15 protein-coding genes are annotated in these 18,108 nt (G+C 66.6%); 7 read left to right on the top strand and 8 right to left on the bottom strand.

Features of this window, described 5'->3' with window-relative positions; translation table 11 throughout:
• Positions 1 to 6: 6 nt before the first annotated feature.
• The 5 genes from GYM46_RS10835 to GYM46_RS10855 all read right to left on the bottom strand — a co-directional run bounded on the left by GYM46_RS10835 (position 7) and on the right by GYM46_RS10855 (position 5,571).
• Positions 7 to 864, bottom strand: coding sequence for a Ku protein (locus tag GYM46_RS10835; protein ID WP_008261522.1), 858 nt, complete (start codon positions 862 to 864; stop codon positions 7 to 9).
• A gap of 85 nt (positions 865 to 949) precedes the next feature.
• Complete coding sequence (locus GYM46_RS10840) at positions 950 to 1,288, bottom strand: hypothetical protein (RefSeq protein WP_244304246.1); 339 nt, start codon at positions 1,286 to 1,288, stop codon at positions 950 to 952.
• A gap of 36 nt (positions 1,289 to 1,324) precedes the next feature.
• On the bottom strand, positions 1,325 to 2,152 hold the full coding sequence (locus GYM46_RS10845) for a TIGR02587 family membrane protein (RefSeq protein WP_040349756.1): 828 nt from the start codon (positions 2,150 to 2,152) through the stop codon (positions 1,325 to 1,327).
• Between the two features lie 7 nt (positions 2,153 to 2,159).
• The gene (locus tag GYM46_RS10850) at positions 2,160 to 4,307 is read right to left on the bottom strand and encodes an amylo-alpha-1,6-glucosidase (protein ID WP_008264242.1); all 2,148 of its coding nucleotides are present in this window, start codon (positions 4,305 to 4,307) and stop codon (positions 2,160 to 2,162) included.
• 148 nt (positions 4,308 to 4,455) lie between these two features.
• Positions 4,456 to 5,571, bottom strand: coding sequence for a glycosyltransferase family 4 protein (locus GYM46_RS10855; RefSeq protein WP_040349755.1), 1,116 nt, complete (start codon positions 5,569 to 5,571; stop codon positions 4,456 to 4,458).
• A 373-nt stretch (positions 5,572 to 5,944) separates the two neighbouring features.
• On the opposite strand from GYM46_RS10855, the gene GYM46_RS10860 reads away from it, so the two are divergent.
• The gene (locus tag GYM46_RS10860) at positions 5,945 to 8,551 is read left to right on the top strand and encodes a PAS domain-containing protein (protein WP_035306351.1); all 2,607 of its coding nucleotides are present in this window, start codon (positions 5,945 to 5,947) and stop codon (positions 8,549 to 8,551) included.
• Between the two features lie 30 nt (positions 8,552 to 8,581).
• Here the strand turns inward: GYM46_RS10860 and GYM46_RS10865 are convergent, their stop codons facing one another.
• The 3 genes from GYM46_RS10865 to GYM46_RS10875 form a co-directional block, all read right to left on the bottom strand.
• Positions 8,582 to 10,177 carry a methyl-accepting chemotaxis protein gene (locus tag GYM46_RS10865; protein WP_008264158.1) on the bottom strand — a complete coding sequence of 532 codons (1,596 nt, stop codon included), beginning with the start codon at positions 10,175 to 10,177 and terminating at the stop codon, positions 8,582 to 8,584.
• A 110-nt stretch (positions 10,178 to 10,287) separates the two neighbouring features.
• Positions 10,288 to 10,776, bottom strand: a complete 489-nt coding sequence (locus GYM46_RS10870) for a MarR family winged helix-turn-helix transcriptional regulator (RefSeq protein ID WP_008260756.1) — start codon at positions 10,774 to 10,776, stop codon at positions 10,288 to 10,290.
• Positions 10,777 to 10,938: 162 nt separating this feature from the next.
• Complete coding sequence (locus GYM46_RS10875) at positions 10,939 to 11,835, bottom strand: sensor histidine kinase (RefSeq protein ID WP_244304248.1); 897 nt, start codon at positions 11,833 to 11,835, stop codon at positions 10,939 to 10,941.
• A 712-nt stretch (positions 11,836 to 12,547) separates the two neighbouring features.
• On the opposite strand from GYM46_RS10875, the gene GYM46_RS10880 reads away from it, so the two are divergent.
• The 6 genes from GYM46_RS10880 (at position 12,548) to mmsB (ending at position 18,039) form a co-directional block, all read left to right on the top strand.
• The gene (locus GYM46_RS10880) at positions 12,548 to 14,050 is read left to right on the top strand and encodes a CoA-acylating methylmalonate-semialdehyde dehydrogenase (RefSeq protein WP_040350186.1); all 1,503 of its coding nucleotides are present in this window, start codon (positions 12,548 to 12,550) and stop codon (positions 14,048 to 14,050) included.
• Positions 14,051 to 14,192: 142 nt separating this feature from the next.
• Complete coding sequence (locus GYM46_RS10885; RefSeq protein ID WP_008264099.1) at positions 14,193 to 15,332, top strand: isobutyryl-CoA dehydrogenase; 1,140 nt, start codon at positions 14,193 to 14,195, stop codon at positions 15,330 to 15,332.
• A 57-nt stretch (positions 15,333 to 15,389) separates the two neighbouring features.
• The gene (locus GYM46_RS10890; RefSeq protein WP_035306346.1) at positions 15,390 to 15,659 is read left to right on the top strand and encodes a type II toxin-antitoxin system Phd/YefM family antitoxin; all 270 of its coding nucleotides are present in this window, start codon (positions 15,390 to 15,392) and stop codon (positions 15,657 to 15,659) included.
• Complete coding sequence (locus GYM46_RS10895; RefSeq protein ID WP_008261465.1) at positions 15,640 to 16,068, top strand: PIN domain-containing protein; 429 nt, start codon at positions 15,640 to 15,642, stop codon at positions 16,066 to 16,068. Before GYM46_RS10890 ends, GYM46_RS10895 begins: the two co-directional genes overlap by 20 nt.
• Positions 16,065 to 17,108 carry an enoyl-CoA hydratase/isomerase family protein gene (locus tag GYM46_RS10900; protein ID WP_008262587.1) on the top strand — a complete coding sequence of 348 codons (1,044 nt, stop codon included), beginning with the start codon at positions 16,065 to 16,067 and terminating at the stop codon, positions 17,106 to 17,108. The genes GYM46_RS10895 and GYM46_RS10900 overlap by 4 nt, the downstream gene beginning before the upstream one ends.
• Positions 17,083 to 18,039, top strand: coding sequence for a 3-hydroxyisobutyrate dehydrogenase (gene mmsB / locus GYM46_RS10905; RefSeq protein ID WP_432207130.1), 957 nt, complete (start codon positions 17,083 to 17,085; stop codon positions 18,037 to 18,039). Before GYM46_RS10900 ends, mmsB begins: the two co-directional genes overlap by 26 nt.
• Positions 18,040 to 18,108 lie beyond the last annotated feature (69 nt).

Consider the following 18,108-nt stretch of genomic DNA (forward strand, 5'->3'; position numbering starts at 1 on the left):
GCCCCGTCAGGCGGCCTTCTTGCGCGAGGCCGGCTTCTTCTTCGCCGGCGCCTTGGCGGTCTTCTTCGCCGCCGGCTTGGTCCCACCCGCCGCGCCCTTCAGGCTGTTGCGCAGGGCCTCCATCAGATCGATCACATTGGTGTCGTCGGGTTCGGGCGCCTCGATCACGTCCTTGCCGCCCTTCTGCTTGGCCTGGATCATCTCGCGCAGGGCGTCGTCGTAGCGGTCCTTGAAGGTGGTCGGATCGAAGTCGGTCTGTTTCTGGGCGATGATCCGGCTGGCGATATCGACCATGTCCTTGTCGGGCTTCACCGCCGGGATGTCGTCGAAATAGTCGTCGGCGTCGCGCACCTCGTCATGCGCCCGCAGCGAATAGGCCACCAGCCCCTTGCCCCGCACCTCAAGCGCCAGCTGGCGCTCACGACCCCGCAGAACCAGGGTTCCGATGGCGATCTTGCCCGCGGCCTTCATGGCGTCGCGGATGACGGCGAAGGCCTCGGCCCCGACGCCCTTCTCGGGCACCACATAGAAGGGATCGTCCCAGTACAGACGATCGATCTCGTCCTCGTCCACGAAGCTGTCGATGCAGATGGTTCGGGTCGTCTCCAGCTTGACCTTGTCGAAGTCGGCGTCGTCGAACAGGACATATTCGTCCTTGGACACCTCATAGCCCTTGACCAGGTCCGAGCGTTCGATGGGGCCGGTGTCCGGGTCGGTGGCGACCATGCGGATGCGGTTGTTGGTGTCCGGATTGATCAGGTGGAAACTGACATGGGCGCTGGATGAGGTGGCGGTGTAGAGGGCGACCGGGCAGGTCACCAGCGACAGTTTCAGATGTCCCTGCCAGGTGGGGCGTGCGGCCATGGTCGTCTCCCTGCGTCGTTTCGTTGGGCCTAACGCCGCACGGTCGCTACAGTTTCCCGGCCAGGGCGGCCCGGACGCGATCTTGCTAGGGGGCGGACCAGCCCTGGACCCTGACGACGGCCGTGCGGGGGTTCGCGTCGAAACGAAAATAGGCCTTGGCCTCGCCGTGGCCGGGCACATAGTCCAACGTCGCCGTGGCGGTCTGATCGCCCAGCACCGCCTCGATTTTCACGGCTGCGGCGGTCTCGTCTCCGTCGTTCGTCACCTGGACCATGGCGACATGGCCCGCCGCCGTGGCCTCGATCTCGACGATGCGAGCCCTGAGCATGGGCGGCGCGCTGGGCTGCAAACCCTCCCAGACCATGACGCTGATGGCCGCAACCGTCACGGCTCCGCCCAGGGCGGCCATGCTCCACTGCAACACGGGTCGCTTCGGGTGGGTCGAATTCGCGTTCATGGCTCAGACCAACAGGCGGGCCGCAGCCGCGCCGATGGAGGCTGGAAAGCCCAGGACGATCATGATGTGCAGAACCCCGCCGAGCGCGTGTCCGTCCGTTCGGCCAAAGACGAACAGGACAAACAGACTGACCCCCAGGGCGACGGCGTAGCCGGGCAGGGTGAAATACAGGAAGGCCTCGACGGGGCGATCCGCTTCTTCCTGTCCCGCGAAACCGGCCTTGAAGACGATCAGGTGCAGCAGCAGGACGGACAGGGCGATCAGGCCCAGCGCATGGACGGTGGTGGTCTTGTAGGCGATCAGGATCATCTCTTCGGTCGGCGCGACATTGAGGGCGAAGAACAGGGCCCCTGCCGCCATCAGGAACAGTTCGCCGACATAGGAGGCCTGCGCCTCCTTCGTATCGCCCTTTCCGTCGCCGCTGAGTTGCTTGCGGGCCAGGAGGGCGCCCATGGCGCCCGGCAGGGCCTGGAGCGTGACCATGCCCAGGGCTTCGCGCGGCGATGCCTTCCAGTCCGCCACGCCGAACAGGATCAAAAGCACCGAGGCGGTGATGAACCCGACCGCCAGGGCGACGGCCGTGTCCAGCAGGTCGTTGCGCAGCCCCCGCCGGTCTGAAAAACCTGCGTAGTGGGCCAGGCCGTAAAGCAGCGGCAGTCCGGCGCCGACGAACAGCAGCAGTCGCCACCGGTCCATCGCTGTCCCCGCCTCCCACATCTCCATCGTCATCAGCAGGGGAATGCTGAACACGAGGGCCCCGGCGAACGCCCGTCCGAGGTCCCGGAGGTAGTGGCGCTCGAGACCGGGAGTGATGAGGGCGGCGAGGATCATCGGACGGTCAGCGCAGGGTCCGGACGGCGAGCCTGCCCTGGCGGTGGTTGGGGATGACCACGGCGCGGCCGTCGACATGCCGGATCGAAAGATCGACCAGGGCGTCGCCGACCTTCAACCCGGTGATCTTCAACCGCTCAAGCCCGGTGGGCAGGAAGGGGTCCGCAATGTCTATGGTTCCGGTCCAGGCGTCGATGGACAGGCCCAGCGAGGCCTGCAGCATCAGGAAGACCGACCCCGCCGCCCAGGCCTGGGGCAGGCAGGCGACCGGATAGGCGATAGGCGGTTCGCCCGGCTCGCGCGGGAAGCCGCAGAACAGTTCCGGCAGGCGCAGATGGAAATGGGCGGCGGCGGCGTAGATTTCGGCCAGGATCTGGGCGACCGCCTCGCGCTCTCCGTAATTGGCCATGCCGGCGGCGGCCATGGCGGTGTCGTGCGGCCAGACCGAACCGTTGTGATAGCTCATCGGATTGAACCGGGCCTGGCCCAGCTCCAGGGTGCGGATGCCCCAGCCGGTGCGGAACTCGGCCGACAACAGGCGTTTCGTCACCCGTCGCGCCCGCTCGACCGACGGCAGGCCGGTGAACAACAGATGGCCGGCGTTCGAGGCGATGGCGCGGCACTGTTCCCCGTCGCCGTCCAGGGCGACGGCGTAGAAGCCCTCGTCCTCCATCCAGTACTTGTCCTCGACCAGGGCGCGGACCTGTTCGGCCCGGTCACGCCATCCGGGCGCGCGATCGTCGCCCAGCCGTTCGCCCAGATCGCCCAGCGCGCGCCAGGCGGCGAAGGCGTAACCCTGGACCTCCAGCAGGGCGATGGGGCCCTTGGGGAAACGGCCGTCGGCGTGGAAGATGGCGTCCTCGGAATCCTTCCAGCCCTGGTTCGACAGGCCGGTCTCGGCCCCGCGCTGATAGTCGATCAGCCCGTCGTCATTGCTGTCGCCAGAGTCGCGCATCCAGTCGGCGGCGGCGATCAGGTTCGGCCACAGCGCGCGGATCAGATTCAGGTCGCCAGTGCGGCTGGCGTAGGCGCCGGCCAGGGCGATGAACAGGCAGGTCGTATCGACGCCGCCGTAATAGAGGCCGAACGGCACCTCGTGCAGGGCGCTCATCTCGCCGCCGCGCGTCTCGTGCATGATCTTGCCGGGCTGGCTGTCCTGGAACAGCGAGGTCTCGGTCGCCTGGCGCGAGGCCAGATAGGTCAGGACGCCCTTGGCCAGGGACGGGTCCAGCCACAGCATCTGCCAGGCGGCGATGATGCCGTCGCGACCGAACGGGGTCGAGAACCAGGGCGTGCCCGCATAGGGATAGGGGCCGGTCGGCAGGTCGGTGGTCAACAGGGCCATGTCCGCGCGCGACTGGTCCAGCCAGTCATTGAACCGCGGGCTGCGCGGCCCCCGCACCGAGGCGCCGCGCCGACGTTTGGCGCGCATGCCCAGACGGGCCTGGACGGCGTTCTCGCGCCAGCGCCGCGCGTCCGGGGTCTCGCAGGAATCGACGCCGCATTCGATGAACAGGTCCATGGACCGGCCCTTGGGCAGACTGAACATGAACTCGGCGCGCTGGTGGGTCAGGCGGGCCGGCGGCTCGGAAAAGGCCAGGCAGCTGGAGCGTTCGACCTTGTCCAGGCCGACATAGCGGAAGGTGACGCGACGGCCGTCGGTGGTCGGCGTGTGGACGGTCCCGCGTTTGGCCCGGTGCGTGCCGCGCACCTGGAAGATGTCGTGGAAATCCGCGCCGAAGTCGAAGGCCAGCGGCAGCAGGATGTCTTCGATCCCGTGATTGACCATCCGGATGCGTTCGAACATTCGCCGCCCCCACAGGAAGCGGCGCCGTTCGATGTGCAGCACCCCGGCCGGCGCCGAACGCCCGCCCATCGGGGGCAGGGGACGGTTGGTGGTGTGGCAGGAGAAGAAGACATTGTCCTGACTGACGCCGGACGACAGTCGCGACGGCTTCAGCAGCCCCACCGTCATGGTCCAGCGCGACAGGACGCGGGTGTCTCCTGCGAACAGGCCGTCGGCGCCGCCCCTCATGTCGCCCCACCCGTCGGCGACCAGGAAGGTGTCGCCTTCCTTGAGCGCCATCAACTGTTCGAGACCGGAAGCCTCGACGGAATCGCCCGCCGTCAGCTGGGTGGTGTAGGCGTCGTCCATACAGTCTCTTCCCCGTCGGTCGTGAGGCTTGTTCCGAACCTATCCCACCCGAATGCGGCCTTGAGGAGCCGCTTGCAGGATCAAATGGCGCAGACGGCGGAGGGTTCACCTCCGCCGCCCTGTTTCCTCGGAAATCAGTGGAGCGCTTTCAGGCGAGGGCGGCGAAGCTGCGATCTTCTCCAAGCGGCCGCAGCGGCTTCATCGCGTCGTTGGAGGCGGCCTCGGCGAAGGGACGGCGCGCCAGGAGGTCGCCGTAGACGTCCAGATAGCGGCGCGCCATGGCCGTGGCCGAGAAGCGCAGGTCGAACCGCGCCCGCACGGTTTCGCGGTCCAGCAGATGCGCCCGGCCGGCGACGGCGACGGCCTGTTCCAGGGTGCCCACCAGGAAGCCGGTCGCCCCGTCCTCGATGATCTCGGGCGTCGAGCCGCAGCGGAAGGCGACGACAGGCGTACCGCAGGCCATGGCCTCGATCATCACCAGGCCGAAGGGTTCGGGCCAGTCGATGGGGAACAGCAAAGCGTCGGCCCCGCCCAGGAAGGCGGACTTCTGATGGTCGCCGATCTCGCCGATGAATTCGATCAGGGGATTGCCCTCGATCAGCGGGCGGATGGTCTCTTCCCAATACCGTTTGTCGGCGGCGTCCACCTTGGCGGCCATCTTCAGGCGTTTGCCCAGTCGGGTCGCGATCTCGATGGCGCGATCCGGCCGCTTCTCGGGCGAGATGCGGCCCAGGAAGGCCAGATAGCCCTCGGACTTCGGCGAGAACAGATACTGCTCGCCCGGCATGCCGTGGTGGACTGTGGCCGTCCAGTTGGCGAACTGGAGCGGTTTGCGCTGGTCGTCCGATATCGAAATCAGGCCGAACTCGTTCCACCGCGCATAGACGCCGGGCAGATCCTTCATGTCCAGACGCCCGTGCAGGGTGGTCACGGTCTTGTCTGCATAGGGCCGGAACAGCGGAAAATGGATCATGTCGGTGTGGAAGTGGATGACGTCGAACTCGTCCACCCGGTCCAGCACTTCGCCCAGCATGGACAGGTGGGCGGCGAGGTCGGATTTCAGGGGCGCGGGGTCCAGGCGGATGGCCTGGTCGCGCACCGGCACCAGTCGCGCCTTGGTCTGGGCGTCGGCGCTGGCGAACAGGGTGACGTCGTGGCCCAGGTCCATCAGCGCGTCGGTCAGATGCGCCACGACGCGCTCGGTTCCGCCGTAGAGCTTCGGAGGAACGGCCTCGTAAAGCGGGGTGACCTGCGCGATCTTCATGATGTTTGCTCCGACCCGTTCAGCCGGGCCGAACACATCAATGTTCCGAGAAGGTTCCAGTTCCTTTCCTGGATGGAAATTCTTTAGAGGTTCCGGTGGCTTATGATCAGGAGGCGGCCCTGGTTATGTACGAATTCGCTCAGTTGCGCCGCCTGTCCGCACGGCCATCGGATCCAATCCCCATCTGCGGGTTTCGTCACCGGCAGCGCGCCTTTATAGCGGGGGCGCGACGGCCTTTCGTGTCGCTGACGGGGGCTCTGCGAAGCGTCCCCCTCGGCGATGAACCGGAAAGCGGCTCGCGTGTTGATTACGCCGCCCCCCAAGGTCGGGAGGCAGGAAAGGTATGCGATTGACTGGATCAGGATCCGACGGCGTGCATCGCCCTGATCGGGGCCCTGATCGGGTCAGCCTGGACGCCGAGCGGATCGAGGCGGAGGTACTGGGGCTCGACGACAGCTCCGACCCCTTCGTCAATGCGGTCCGCGCGACCCGCATGCCCATGGTCATCACCAATCCGCGCCGGCCCGACAATCCGGTCGTGTTTGCGAACGAGGCCTTCTGCCGCCTGACCGGCTACGCCCGCGAGGAGATCCTCGGACGCAACTGCCGCTTCCTGCAGGGGCCGGAGACCGATCCCGAAGCGGTCAGCCGCATTCGCGCCGCCGTCGATGCGGTCCGGCCGATCGAGATCGACATCCGCAATCACCGCAAGGACGGCGCGCCGTTCTGGAATCGCCTCCTTATGGCGCCGGTGTTCGACGGGAACGGCGTGCTGGCCTATTTCTTCGCCAGCCAGGTCGATGTCACGATCGAACGCGAGCGGCTCGCAGGACTTCAGACGGACAAGGCCGCGCTGAAGGCCGAACTGGATGCGCGTGAGCGCGTGGATTACGAACGCGACCGGGAACTGGATCTGGCCATGCGGGCCGGCGGGCTGGGAGCCTGGAGCGTCGATGTCCGAACCCGGACCCTTATGGCCTCCGACGCCTACAAGACCCTGATGGGCTGGCCTGTCGAGACGCCCTTCACCTACGAAGATCGCCAGAAGATGATCCATCCCGACGACCGGGAGGCGGTGCGCGCGCAGAGCGATGCGACGATCCAGGACGGCGCGGACTATCATATCACCCACCGCGTCATCACGCCCCTGGGCGGCGTGCGCTGGATGGAGGCCCGGGGGATACTGGTGTCGGACGCCGAGGGCGCTCCGCTGCGCATCTCGGGGGTCACGACCGACATCACCGATCGGGTGCGGTCCGAACGCCTGAGTTCGGCCATGGTGGAACTGTCGGACGTCCTGCGCGATCTCGAGGATCCCGAGGACATCACCTATGCCGCCGCCGAGATTCTGGGCCGGACGCTCGAGGTCAGCCGCGCCGGCTTCGGCATTGTGGACCAGGACGGGGAAACCATCACCATAAGCCGCGACTGGAACGCGCCGGGCGTCGAGACCATCGCGGGCGTCCTGAACTTCCGGGACTATGGTTCCTACGTCGAGGATCTGAAGCGGGGCGACACCGTCGCCTTCGCCGACGCGCGCGAGGATCCGCGCACACGCGAGACTGCGGCCGTGCTGGAAACCATCGCCGCCCGCGCCGTTATCAACATGCCCCTGACGGAACAGGGAGGCATGGTCGCCCTGGCCTATCTGAACCACGCCTCCGTGCGCGCCTGGCAGGAGGACGAGATCCGGTTCCTCCGGGACGTCGGCGAACGCACCCTGGCGGCGCGGGAGCGTCGTCGGGCCGAGCGGCATCTGGCCAGGCTGGCGGCGTCGCTGGAGCGGACGGTGGAGCAGCGCACCGCCGAACTGATGGCCAGCGAGGCCGCGCTTCGCCAGTCGCAGAAGATGGAGGCCGTCGGCCAGCTGACCGGCGGCATAGCCCACGACTTCAACAACCTGCTGACCGGCGTCAGCGGCAGTCTGGAGATCGTCGCCAAGCGTCTGGCCGAGGGGCGCGGCTCCGAGGTGGGACGGTTCATCGCGGCGGCCCAGGCGGCCGCCCAGCGGGCGACAGCCCTGACCCATCGTCTCCTGGCCTTTTCACGGCGTCAGACGCTGGAGCCCAAGGCCACGGACGTCGAGAGCCTGGCGCGCGGCATGGAGGATCTGATCCGACAGACCATGGGCCCGGCCATTCGGCTGGAAACCCGATATCAGGCTGGGACATGGCCGGTGCTGGTCGATCCGGGACAGCTGGAGAATGCGCTTCTCAACCTGTGCATCAACGCCCGCGACGCCATGCCCGACGGAGGGCGGCTGACCATCGAGACGGACAATTTCGTGCTGGATCGCGCAGAGGCTCCGGACTTCGGCCTGCCCAGCGGAGACTATGTCCGCCTCAGCGTCACCGATACCGGCGTCGGCATGAACGAGGAGGTCATCGCCCGGGCCTTCGATCCCTTCTTCACCACCAAGCCGATCGGTCAGGGCACGGGCCTGGGGCTGTCGATGATCTATGGCTTCGTCCAGCAGTCCGGCGGCCAGGTCCGGATTCGGTCCGCGCCGGGGCAGGGCGCCGCCATCGGCCTCTATCTGCCGCGCCACCATGGCCAGGTCGAGCTCGGTCAGACGGTCGACGAACCCGCGCCGTCGGGCGCGCCGCGACGGCGCTACACCGTGCTGATCGTCGATGACGAGGCCACGATCCGCATGCTGGTGTCGGAAGGCCTGTCCGAACTCGGCTATGATTTCATCGAAGCCGAGGACGCGCGGGCGGGACTGGCGGTCCTGGGTTCGGGGCGGGTGATCGATCTCCTGATCACCGACGTCGGCTTGCCGGGCGGGATGAACGGCCGCCAGCTCGCGGACGCCGCGCGGGCGCGGCAGCCGGGGCTCAAGGTGTTGTTCATCACCGGCTATGCCGAGACGTCGGTCCTCAGCGGAGGCGATCTGGAGGCCGGCATGCGGATCCTGACCAAGCCGTTCGAACTGAAGCAACTGGCGCAGCGCGTGGAGACGATCCTCTCGGAGGACTGACCCGCGCGGGACGCGGCATGGTCCCCTGCGTCAGAATTCTTCCCATTCGTTCGCCGGGGCCGAAGTCGCCAGGGCGGCTGAACCGACCTGACGGAAGGCGCGTGCCGGGGCGCGGGGTGCGGGACGTTCCACCCGGCTTTCCGTCTGCTCCGTTCTCCGGCCGCCGTCCTGCGTGACCCGGAACCGGGTGACCAGAGACGCCAGCCTTTGCCCTTCCTGGGTCAGATTATGACTGGCGGCCGTCGACTCCTCGACCATGGCCGCGTTCTGTTGCGTGACCTGGTCCATCTGATTCACCGCCGTATTGACCTGGTGAAGGGCGGTCGACTGCTCCTGGGTGGAGGCCGTGATCTCGACCATCAGTTGGTCGATCTCCATCACGCGGCTGACGATGGAAGACAGGGCGTCGCCCGTCTCGCCGACCAGATCGACCCCGGACTTCACCTGGACCGAGGAGGCGGTGATCAGGGACTTGATCTCCTTGGCCGCGTCCGCAGAACGCTGGGCCAAGGCGCGCACTTCCGAAGCGACGACCGCAAAGCCACGACCGGCCTCCCCGGCGCGGGCGGCCTCGACGCCGGCGTTCAGGGCCAGAAGATTGGTCTGGAAGGCGATCTCGTCGATCACGCCGATGATCAGGCTGATCTTTTCGGCGGAGGTTTCGATCGCGCTCATGGCTTTGACGGCGCGTTCGACGATGTCCTTCGACTTTTCCGCGGCGACCCGCGAGGTCTCGACGACGGTCGCCGCCTGGGTCGCGCCCTCGGCGGTCTTCTTCACCGTGGCGGTTATCTGATCCAGGGCGGCGGCGGTTTCTTCCAGAGTGGCCGCCTGCTGCTCGGTGCGGCGAGACAGGTCGTCGGCGGCCTCGCTGATCTCTCCGGCGCCGGCCTGCATGGCTTCGGTATTGCCGGAAATTTCCGCCATGGCTGCGTCCAGTTGCGTCATGGCCGTATTGAAGTCGGCCTTCAGCCGGGCGTAGCTGCCGGGGAAATCCGCATGGATGCGTGTCGTCAGATCCCCCTCGGCCAGGGCGGTCAGGGCCTCGGCGGTGGCCTGAACGACCCGGATCTGTTCGGCCTCGGCCAGGGCGCGTTTCTCGTCCGCCTCCCGCCGTCCGTCCTCGGCGGCCTCGAGGTAAAGCGAGATGACGAAATCCATGTCCAGCAGGGCCGCCTTGACCACGCTGGCCAGGGCGGCGCCCAGGGCGTCGCCTTTGTCCTTGCGGCCGAATAGGCTGCGCTTGCCGGCGTCCGCCTTGACGATGGCCTTGATCAGCCCCTCCAGCACCAGGGCGTAGCCGCCGATGTACCAGCGCGGCTCCAGGCCGATCCGGGCGTGGGTCCGGCCGATTCGTCGGACGCCCTCGACATAGTCAGGGGTGAAGTCCCCCGATGCGATCAGGGACCAGTGTTTTGCCTGGGCGCTCTTGGCCCCGGAGATATGGGTCTCGCTGTTGAAGAAATGCGCGACATCGGGCGTCGCGCGCACCTGATCGTAGAAGGCGTCGAGGGTCTGGGACAGGGCGGCCTCAACGACCGGACGCGTGTCGGCCAAAGCGGCGCGCGCCTCATCATCCAGCTTCAGGAACGCAAGCCGTTCCTGAAGATCCATATTTTCCGACATCTTGGTACTCCAGACCTGGGAGCACAGTCTTGCATTAACCCTAAGCCATGGTTGAACATTGTTGGGGGTTGGAACAGTTCCGCGCTGCAACAACAACCCCTGCGGGACGCTCAGGCAGCCTTTGATTTTGCGGATCGGGCGAGGGTTTCAGCTATGACTTCGAGAAGCGGGTTTACGACCCGCAGGGCTTCGGCGGCCTGGGGCGTGAGGGCTTCGGCGAGCCGGCCGTAATCCGCCCGCCGACGGTCCAGTCGTCGGCCGCCCGCCGCCGTGAGCGCCAGCATTGTCACGCGCCGATCGGTCGGGTGCGGCCTCCGGCTGACCAGATCGCCTTTGACGAGTGTGTCGACCAGGCGCGAGACCGTGCCCGCCGGCAGGCTGACCGAATCGGCCAGAGCGCATTGCCGCAAACCTCGACGTCCGGCGGCCTCGACGATCTGCAGCGCCTGAACAGCCGGTCCGGCCAAGTCGTCGTCGCTCAGAAGACGATCAAGCATCTGGTCCATCTGCTGGATCCGGGCGTCCAGACCGATCAGTGCGACTGCGTTCTCATCGACCGTAGTCAAACGTTCCGCTGTGATGATTCCACGATGGCCCATGGATCTGTTCTAATCCTGCTGATCCAACTTTCAATAGGACTGAAAGTCCCTATTGCGGCGCACGCTCTGAGATTGAATGGCGCTCCCACGAATACCGAAGATTTCTGAAAATCTGAGCGTCGGATCGTCGTGCGATCGAGCCTTGCACGGGGTTTGATACGATCAACCGCGATGTCGATTGGCCTCTAGACTGTCGCATCCGTATTCATCCGCGTTGACGAACTGAGCGCGGACTCTGTCCCAGTCGTCAGTTTCGGCGACGCCCGGGTTCAACTTGGGGCGTTTGCGCGCCCCGGACGCGCCGCCTTGCGTGGAAAGGTCGTGGACATTGGCGTTCAGTGTGAACGCGAAGCCCGCGCCCCCAAGCGCGCTCGGGACAAGTTCTATGACGCCGCCATGCGCCTCTACGATCGTGCGGCAGATCGAGAGGCCCAGTCCCATTCCGCCCGACTTGCTGCTGACGAGGGGGTCGAAAAGCTTGCCGGCCATGTCCGCCGGCACGCCGGGACCGTTGTCGCTGACGAGAATCTGATAGCCCTGCGACGTCTGCCGTCCTGAGATCTCCACCCTGCGCGGGACGCCGTTCGGGGGCGCCTCCATGGCGTTTCGGGCCAGATTGAGGATGACTTGCTGAAGCTGAACGCGGTCGCAGTAGGTATAGGCGGCCGGGTCGATCCGGCTGGAGACTTCCGCCTTCGTTTCGCGGGCATGGCTGACGAGAATGGGCATGATCTCTTCGATCACCTCGGCGACCCGCTCGCGCGCCTGATAGCGCTTCTCGTGGATCATCAACGCGCGAAGACGCAGGATGATGTCGGCCGCGCGTTTCACCTGGGCTCGCGCCGCCGCCATGAGTTCGGGGGCGTTCGCCGTGTTCGGACCCGGCTTTTTCACGGCCGTCTCTGCGGCGGCCAGATAGTTGATGGCCGCAGACAGGGGCTGATTGACCTCGTGCGCCACCATGGAGGCCATTTCCCCCAACGAACTCAGTCGCCAGTTGTGAATGATCTGGAGCCTCACTTCCAGAAGTGCGGTTTCCGCCGTGACGGCGGTGGTCATGTCCTGAATGAAGAGAGTCACGAACTTGCCGTTGCGGGCGGAGAACCGCGCGGCCTGGACGTCGACGAAGGCGTGAACGCCGTCATGCCGCCGCGCCCGCCACAGAGGATCCTCCCCGGCGTTTCGGGCGCGCGCATTGAGGTCTTCGACCCATGTCGGGGACTGCAGAGCCGCCCTGTCGAAACCCTCGATCAGATCGCTGATGGCGGCCGCGTTCGGCGGGGACAGAGGGCGGCCGAAAAACCGATCCGCCGTCGCGTTGGCGCAACAGACGAAACCCGCCTCGTCCAACGCGATGATCGCCATGGGCGCATCCGACAATATGCTCTCAGCAAAGGCCTCCACTGGTCGTCTCCCACCCCGTTCGCCGTTGACGCCTCGCCTCTGTGGGGAGTTTCACGTCTCTTGTGGCGAATTTGACATAATTAAGTCTACTCAAATTGACCGGGGAAAGCAAAAATAAGACCTTAGTATTAGCCTGGGCTGATGACTTGACAGTCAATAGCACTGCGACGGGCGTGGTTGTTATTATGTACAACCTGATTTCGATTATTAATGACTGTGTCCGGATTCGAACATTTCGGGTCCCGCAGCGGTGAGGCTGGGGTGGCGCCGTCAAGGGCTTTCATTTCGTCTTTGGGGCTGCAAGAGGCCGATCCTGCCTGCTATGACGGGGGCAATAGCAATAAGCACATAGGGAATCTCAGGTATGGTGCGCGACATTCGCCACTTCATCGACGGCGTGGCCTTCGATGGGGCCTCCGGCCGTTTCGGCGACGTCTTCGACCCCAATACGGGTCAGGTTCAGGCCCGCGTCCAACTGGCCACGACGGCCGAGGTCGATCGCGCCGTCCAGGCCGCTCAGAACGCCTTCGACGGCTGGGCCAGCACCAATCCCCAGCGCCGCGCCCGCGTCATGTTCGACTTCAAACGCCTGGTCGAGGCGCGGATGGACGAACTGGCCGAACTGCTCAGCAGCGAGCACGGCAAGGTCATCGCCGACTCCAGGGGCGACATCCAGCGCGGGCTGGAGGTGATCGAGTTCGCCTGCGGCATCCCCCACGCGCTGAAGGGCGAATACACCCAAGGCGCCGGCCCCGGCATCGACGTCTATTCGATGCGCCAGCCGCTGGGCGTGGTGGCGGGCATCACGCCGTTCAACTTCCCCGGCATGATCCCGATGTGGATGTTCGGCGTGGCCATCGCGGTCGGCAACACCTTCGTGCTGAAGCCGTCGGAACGGGATCCGTCCCTGCCGGTGCGTCTGGCCGAACTGATGCTGGAGGCCGGGGCGCCCAATGGGGTGCTGAACGTGGTGCATGGCGACAAGACGGCGGTCGACGCCATCCTGACCCATCCGCTGGTCCACGCCATCAGCTTCGTCGGCTCGTCCGACATCGCCCACTATGTCTATCAGACCGGCGCCGCCAACCATAAGCGGGTCCAGGCCATGGGCGGGGCCAAGAACCACGGCATCGTCCTGCCCGACGCCGACATGGCCCAGGTGGTCAAGGACCTGACCGGCGCCGCCTTCGGCTCGGCCGGAGAACGGTGCATGGCCCTGCCGGTGGTCGTGCCGGTCGGCAAGAAGACCGCCGACGAACTGCGCGAGCGACTGGTCGCCGAAATCCCCAGCCTGAAGGTCGGCGTCTCCACCGATAGCGAGGCCCACTACGGTCCCGTCGTCACCCAGACCCACAAGGACCGCGTTCTGGGCTGGATCGAAAAAGGCGTGCAGGAAGGCGCCGAACTGGTCGTCGATGGCCGCGACTTCAGCCTGCAGGGGCACGAGAAGGGCTATTTCATCGGCCCGTCGCTGTTCGACCACGTGACGGCGGACATGTCGGCCTATCGCGAGGAAATCTTCGGCCCGGTGCTTCAGATCGTCCGCGCCGAGACCTTCGAGGAGGCGCTGGCCCTGCCGTCGAACCACCAGTACGGCAACGGCGTCGCCATCTTCACCCAGAACGGCCGTGCGGCCCGCGACTTCGCCGCCCGGGTCAACGTCGGCATGGTCGGCATCAATGTGCCGATCCCGGTGCCGGTCGCCTATCACACCTTCGGCGGCTGGAAGCGCTCGGCCTTCGGCGACATCAACCAGCACGGCATGGAGGGCGTCCGCTTCTGGACCAAGACCAAGACCGTGACGGCGCGGTGGCCGGATTCGGCGCTGGAGCATTCGGACAGTTCGTTCGTCATCCCGACGATGCGCTGACCTCAACTGCCGTCACCCTCGGGCTTGACCCGAGGGTCGGATTGTCCGCGGCTTGTGCGATGACGCGGACGCACAGACGCCTCCGCCTCCGATCCTCGGGTCAAGCCCGAGGATGACGGGGAGGGGCGGGGAGTGACAAGATATGGACTTCGCCCTTACCGACGACCAGCGCGCCATTCAGGACGCGGCGCGCGCCTTCGCCGACGCCGAGCTGGCGCCCCACTCCGCCCGCTGGGACGAGGAGAAGCACTTCCCCGTCGATGTGATGAAACAGGCGGCCGAGATGGGCTTCTGCGGCATCTATACCGGAGAGGAACACGGCGGCATGGCGCTGGGCCGGGTCGAGGCGGCCGTGATCTTCGAGGAGCTGTCGCGCGGCGACGTGGCGACGGCGGCCTTCATCTCGATCCACAATATGGCGACCTGGATGATCGACCGGTTCGGATCGGACGCTCTGCGCGCCCGGTTCGTGCCCGATCTGGTCGGCATGGAGAAGATCGCCAGCTACTGCCTGACCGAGCCGGGCTCCGGCTCCGACGCGGCGGCGCTGCGGACCACGGCGGTGCGCGACGGCGACCACTATGTGCTGAACGGCTCCAAGGCCTTCATTTCCGGTGCGGGGACGAGCGACCTCTATGTCGTCATGGTCCGCACGGGCGGGGAGGGGGCAAAGGGAGTTTCCGCCCTTGTCGTCGAGGCCGGGACGCCCGGCCTGTCCTTCGGCGCCCAGGAGAGGAAGATGGGCTGGAACGCCCAGCCGACCGCCATCGTCCAGTTCGACGACTGCCGCGTGCCGGCCGCCAATCTGCTGGGCGAAGAGGGGGCGGGCTTCCGCTATGCGATGGCAGGCCTGGACGGCGGGCGGCTGAACATCGCCGCCTGTTCTCTGGGCGGCGCGCGTCTGGCGCTGGAAACGGCCCAGGATTACGTCGCCACCCGCAAACAGTTCGGTCGTCCGATCGGCGAGTTCCAGGCGCTCCAGTTCCGCCTGGCCGACATGGCGACCGATCTGGAGGCGGCGCGCCTGATGGTGCTGCGCGGGGCCTGGGCCATCGACACCGACCATCCGGAAAAGACGAAGTGGTGCGCTATGGCCAAGCGGCTGGCCACCGACGCCTGTTTCCAGATCGCCGACGAGGCGCTGCAGTTGCACGGCGGCTACGGCTATCTGAAGGACTATCCGCTGGAACGGATCGTGCGCGACCTGCGGGTCCACCGCATCCTGGAGGGGACCAACGAGATCATGCGGGTGATCATCGCGCGGGAGATGGCGCGGGGATGATGGCGGTCGGCGCCGCGATCTGTTATTCTGACCAGAATTCTGATCAGGATTTCGGCCATGCGTTCCATCGGAGTTCTCGAAGCCAAGACGTCGCTGTCGTCCTTGCTGGACGAGGTCCAGACCTCGGGCGAGACCATCGTCATCACCCGGCACGGGCGACCGGTGGCGCGTCTGACGCCCGAGCCGCGTCGTCGCCGACTGTCCGGCGCCGAACTGGCCGCACGGTCTCAGGCCTTTATGGCCGGGCAGGCGGCGGATGCCGATTGGGCGCGAATGAGCTGGGACGAGCTGAAGGCGATTGCGCGCGATGAAGACCCTGGTCGTTGACGCCTCGGCGGCGGCGTCCTGGCTGCTGGCCAGCCAATCCACGGCTCCCGCGCGTCGTCTGTTGGCGGCGCTCGACGACTATGAACTGATCGCGCCCGATGTCTTCCAGTGGGAGGTGGCCAATCTGTTGGTGCGCCAGGCGCGACGCGACGCGGGGTTCGACCTGTCTGAAGCTTTTGTGCGGCTGGACGAGTACGAGATCGGTCTGGCGCCGGCCCTGTCCGCTCGCGAGGTGGGTCGGATCGCCCTTCTGGCCCAGGGGCGGGGTTTGAGCCTGTTCGACGCGGCCTATCTGTGGCTGACGCTCGAAAGGGACGCCGGCCTGGCGTCGCGCGACGCCGATCTGCTGAAGGCTGCAGCAGCCGCCGGGCAGGATGTTGTTGATCTCAGGGAGAAGGACCTTTCATGACCGAACCCGAAATCATCGCCCGCGTCGAAAACGGCGTCGGCCGTATCAGCCTGAACCGGCCCAAGGCGATACACGCCCTGAACCGGGCGATGTGCGAGGCGATGACCGAGGCCCTGCTGGCCTGGCGTGAGGACGCTGCGGTGCAGTCGGTGCTGATCGACCATGCGGGCGAGCGCGGCTTCTGCGCCGGGGGCGACATCCGCATGATCGCCGAGAGCGGGGCGGGCGACGCGTCCGAGGCCAAGGCCTTCTTCCTGGCCGAATACCGGCTGAACCATCTGATGTTCGACTATTCCAAGCCGATCACGGCCATCGTGGACGGGATCGTCATGGGCGGCGGCGTCGGGATTTCGGAGCCGGCCCCCATCCGCATCGCCACCGAGCGGACGACCTACGCCATGCCGGAGACGGGCATCGGCCTGTTCCCCGACGTCGGCGGCGGCTGGTTCCTGCCGCGCCTGCCGGGCCAGACCGGCGTCTGGCTGGCGCTGACGGGCGCGCGGCTGAAGGCGGCCGCCACGATCGAACTGGGCATCCACACCCACTATGTCCCGTCCGAAAGCCTGGAGGCGCTGAAGTCTGAAATCCTCGACGGGGGCGAACCGATTGAGGTGGCAGGCCGGTACGACTTCAGGATTCCGCCTGGGTTGGAAGACCGCCGGGAGGCCATCGACCGGCTGTTCGCCTTCGATACGGTCGAGGAAATCTTCTCGGCGCTGGACGCCGAAGGCTCCGACTGGGCGTCGGCCCAGCTGGCGATCCTGAAGACCAAGTCGCCGCAATCGCTGAAGGTCACCTTGCGCCAGCTGCGGACCGGGGCGACGCTCGCCAGCTTCGCCGAGAACATGGCGATGGAATACGCCCTGGGCGGGCGGGTGGTGCGGACCCACGACTTCCAGGAAGGCGTGCGGGCCGTCATCGTGGACAAGGACAATGCGCCGAAATGGTCCCCGGCGGACCTGTCGGGCGTTACGGAGGCGACGCTGGACGCGCTGTTCGCGCCGCTGCCGGACAATGAACAATGGACGCCGCTGCCCTGACAGCGACGCTGACACTGGGAGAGAGACCATGACCAAGATCGCCTTCATCGGCCTGGGCAATATGGGGGGCGGCATGGCCGCCAATCAGGCCAAGGCCGGCCACGCGGTCGCCGCCTTCGATCTGAGCGCCGCAGCGCTGGAGCGGGCGTCGGCGGCGGGCTGCGCGCCTGCGGCCTCGGTCGCCGAGGCGGTGCGCGACGCCGAGGTGGTGATCACCATGCTGCCCGCCGGCCCCCATGTGCATAAGGTCTATGCCGAGCAGATCATCGGCGCGGCGCCGTCCAACGCCCTGCTGCTGGACTGTTCGACCATCGACGTGGAGACGGCGCGCAAGGTGGCGGGGCTGGCGCGGGACGCCGGCTACGCCTTTGCCGACGCACCGGTCTCGGGCGGGACGGCGGCGGCCGATGCCGGAACCCTGGCCTTCATGGTCGGTTGCGACGAAGGCGACTTCGCCCGTGTCGAGGCCGCGCTGGAACCCATGAGCCGCATCACCATCCGGGCCGGCGACCACGGGGCGGGACAGGCGGCCAAGATCTGCAACAACATGCTGCTGGGCGTCTCCATGCTGGGCACGTGCGAGGCGATCGCCCTGGCTGAGAAACTGGGTCTGGAGCCGGAGCGTTTCTTCGAGATCGCGTCCAAATCCTCGGGCCAGTGCTGGAGCGTGACCAGCTATTACCCCTGGCCTGGCCCGGTGCCGACTGCGCCGTCGAACCGCGACTATCAGGGCGGCTTCGCCGCGGCCATGATGCTGAAGGATCTGAAACTGGCCCAGGAGGCGGCGGCCAAATCGGGCGCCTCCACCCCTCTGGGCGCCCAGGCCGAGGCGATGTACGCGCTGTTCGACGGTCTGGGCCACGGGGGGCGGGACTTTTCCGCCATGCTCCAGATGCTACGCGGACGGCTGGCGGATCTGGACGCCGGATGATCCGACGCCGCCCCGAGATCGTAAGCCATGGTCTCAAGGGGCGGACTTCCTCTATGAGACGCCTCTTCC

This window comes from Brevundimonas mediterranea (genome assembly GCF_011064825.1).
GTDB lineage: Bacteria > Pseudomonadota > Alphaproteobacteria > Caulobacterales > Caulobacteraceae > Brevundimonas > Brevundimonas mediterranea_A.